3 protein-coding genes are annotated in these 2,649 nt (G+C 75.3%); 2 read left to right on the forward strand and 1 reads right to left on the reverse strand.

From position 1 onward, the window contains the following. Both KS423_RS43125 and KS423_RS43130 read left to right on the forward strand, forming a co-directional pair. The coding region (locus KS423_RS43125) for a hypothetical protein (RefSeq protein ID WP_374120159.1) at positions 1-229 on the forward strand (229 nt) is incomplete at its 5' end. A 161-nt stretch (positions 230-390) separates the two neighbouring features. Continuing rightward, the gene (locus KS423_RS43130; RefSeq protein WP_224285153.1) at positions 391-1,620 is read left to right on the forward strand and encodes a PLP-dependent aspartate aminotransferase family protein; all 1,230 of its coding nucleotides are present in this window, start codon (positions 391-393) and stop codon (positions 1,618-1,620) included. Between the two features lie 118 nt (positions 1,621-1,738). Here KS423_RS43130 and KS423_RS43135 read toward each other — a convergent pair. Continuing rightward, positions 1,739-2,649, reverse strand: a 911-nt coding sequence (locus KS423_RS43135) for a PP2C family protein-serine/threonine phosphatase (RefSeq protein ID WP_224285154.1), incomplete at its 5' end; no start/stop codon positions are given.

The following is a 2,649-nucleotide window of genomic DNA, read 5'->3' on the forward strand; positions in this document are numbered from 1 at the left end:
CGCGGGCCCGGCCGCCGCGGACGCCGACCGGGAGGTCCGCACCGAGGCGCGCGCCGCGTCCGCCGCCGACGCCGCACACCTCGCGGCCAAGGACGAGAAGAAGAAGGGCTTCTTCGCCAAGCTGGGCAAGTTCCTGCTGGTCGTGATCATCCTGATCATCCTGTTCTTCGTGCTGCTGATCGTCGGGATCATCTACGCCGCCAAGCGGATCTTCAGCCGTCGCAAGTAGCCGTTCGCAGCCGTAGGCCGCCGGCGCCTGCCGCGCACGGCCGCGACCCGGGCGTTCGCCGCCGCCTTCCGGGCGGTGGGGCCGGAACGACCGCCCGGGGCGGGCCACTTGACGGTGATTGGCCCTGGCCGGGGTGCCGGGGCCGCCCGAGGATGAGCGCCATGAACGACTTCCACCCCGATGGGGCCCCGCACACGACCCCCCGTGAGAACGACGAGCTGCGCGCCGAGAGCCGGGTCGTCCACCCTCCGCTCGCCGAGGTCACGGGCAGCCGTCCGCTGGGCGTGCCGCTGCACCAGGGCCACCTGTTCGCCTTCGACACCGGCGACGCCCTCGCCGAGGCACACGGCGGACCGTACGGCGCCTTCTTCTACAACCGCTTCGGCAACCCCACCGTCCGCTCGCTGGAGCAGGCCGTCGCCGGACTGGAGGGCGGCACCGGCGCCCTCGCCACCGCCTCCGGCATGGGCGCGATCAACACCGCGCTGCTCGCCCTGCTGCGCGCCGGCGACCACGTGATCGCCCAGCGCAGCCTGTACGGCGGCACCGTCGGCGCGCTGACCGACCTCACCGAGCGCTGGGGAGTCGAGGTCACCTACGTGAGCGGCGACGACCCCGCCGGGGTGGCGGCCGCGCTGCGGCCGGACACCCGGGTGCTGCTCCTGGAGACCGTCTCCAACCCCACCACCCGGGTCACCGACCTGCCCGGGCTGATCGCCGTCGCCAAGCGGGCCGGGGTGGTGAGCGTGGTGGACAACACCTTCGCGACCCCGCTGCTGTGTCGCCCGATCGAGCACGGCGCGGACATCGTGGTCCACTCCGTGACCAAGTACCTCGGCGGCCACTCGGACGTCCTCGGCGGGATCGCCGTCTTCGCCGACCCGGAGCTGCACCACCGCGTCTGGCGGCGCTCGCTCGAACTCGGCGCCTCCGCCGACCCGTTCGCCGCCTGGCTGACCCTGCGCGGCATGCAGACCCTCGCCCTGAGGGTCCGTCGCCAGTGCGACACCGCGCTCGACCTGGCCGGCCGGCTCGCCGCCCACGCCGCGGTCACCGCCGTCCACTACCCGGGCCTGCCCACCCACCCCGACCACGACCTCGCCCGCCGCCTGCTCCCCGACGGGCACGGCGGCGTCCTGGCCTTCGACCTGGCCGGCGGCCGCGAGGCGGCCGGAACGTTCACCGAGTCCGTCCGGCTCGCCTCGCTGGCCCCGTCCCTGGGCGACGTGCACACCCTGGTGCTGCACCCGGCCAGCACCTCCCACCGGCAGCTGTCGGACGAGGAGCTGACGGCGGCGGGCATCGGCCCGGGAACGGTGCGGGTGTCGGTGGGCATCGAGCACCCGGAGGACATCTGGGCGGACGTACAGCGGGCGCTGGCGAAGGTGTGAGCCCGAGGTGTGAGCCCAAGGTGTGAGTTCAGGGGGAGCCCCGGCAGGGCGGGCACGCGGACCTGGGCAGCCGCCCCCGGTGCCGGAGCGTGCCGCACGCGGGTGCGCCGGGCCCCCGTCAGCGCTGCCGGGGCCGGGCGACCAGGAGCGCGATGTCGTCCTCGGCGACCGGGGCCGGGGGCGGCACGAGGGAGTGGAGGACGGCGTCGAGCAGGTCGTCGAGGTCCCCGGTGGCGGGCAGACTCAGGGCCGCGAGCCGCTCCAGGGAGACGTCGATGTCCTCGCCCCGGCGTTCGACCAGGCCGTCGGTGTAGAGCAGCAGGGTCTCGTCCGACAGGAGCGGGTGGGTGGTCGGCTCGTAGCCGCCGAGGCCGGTGCCGAGCGGCGGGCCGGTGGGGACGCGCAGCAGCTCGGTCGGGCGGCCGGAGGCGATCAGGGCGGGCGGCAGGTGGCCCGCGCTGGAGAGGGTCCAGCGGCCGCGGCCCGGGTCGGCGAGGGCCAGCAGGCAGGTCGCCGGGCGGGCGGAGTCGTCGGCCGAGATGATGCTGTCGAGCTGACGCAGGATCCGGTGCGGGGGCAGGTCCATCCCGGCGAGGTCGCGCAGCGCGGAGCGGTAGTGGCTCATGTCGACGGCGGCCTCGACCCCGTGCCCCATGACGTCGCCCATCGCCAGCAGGGTGCGCCCGAACGGCAGCCGGACGGTCTCGAACCAGTCGCCGCCGACCACCGAGGTGCTCCCGGAGGGCAGGTAGCGGGAGGCGAGGGAGAGATTCTGGTGCGGGTTGCCGGGCTCGCTGAGCAGGGCCCGTTGGAGTTCCAGGGCGATGCCCTGGGAACGGGCGAAGCGGCGGGCGTTGTCGAGGGCGGTGGCAGCGCGGGCGGCGAGGTCCCCGAGCAGGGCGGCCTCGTCCGGGGTGAAGGCCGGGCCGGCGGCGGTGCGGCCGAGGGTGAGCAGCCCGATCAGGCGGCCCCGGGCGGCCAGCGGCAGGACCAGCAGCGAGGCCGTCCCGGCGGGGCAGGCGTCCTCGG

The sequence above is a fragment of the Streptomyces sp. LS1784 genome (assembly GCF_020103755.1).
In the GTDB taxonomy this organism is placed as follows: Bacteria; Actinomycetota; Actinomycetes; order Streptomycetales; family Streptomycetaceae; genus Kitasatospora.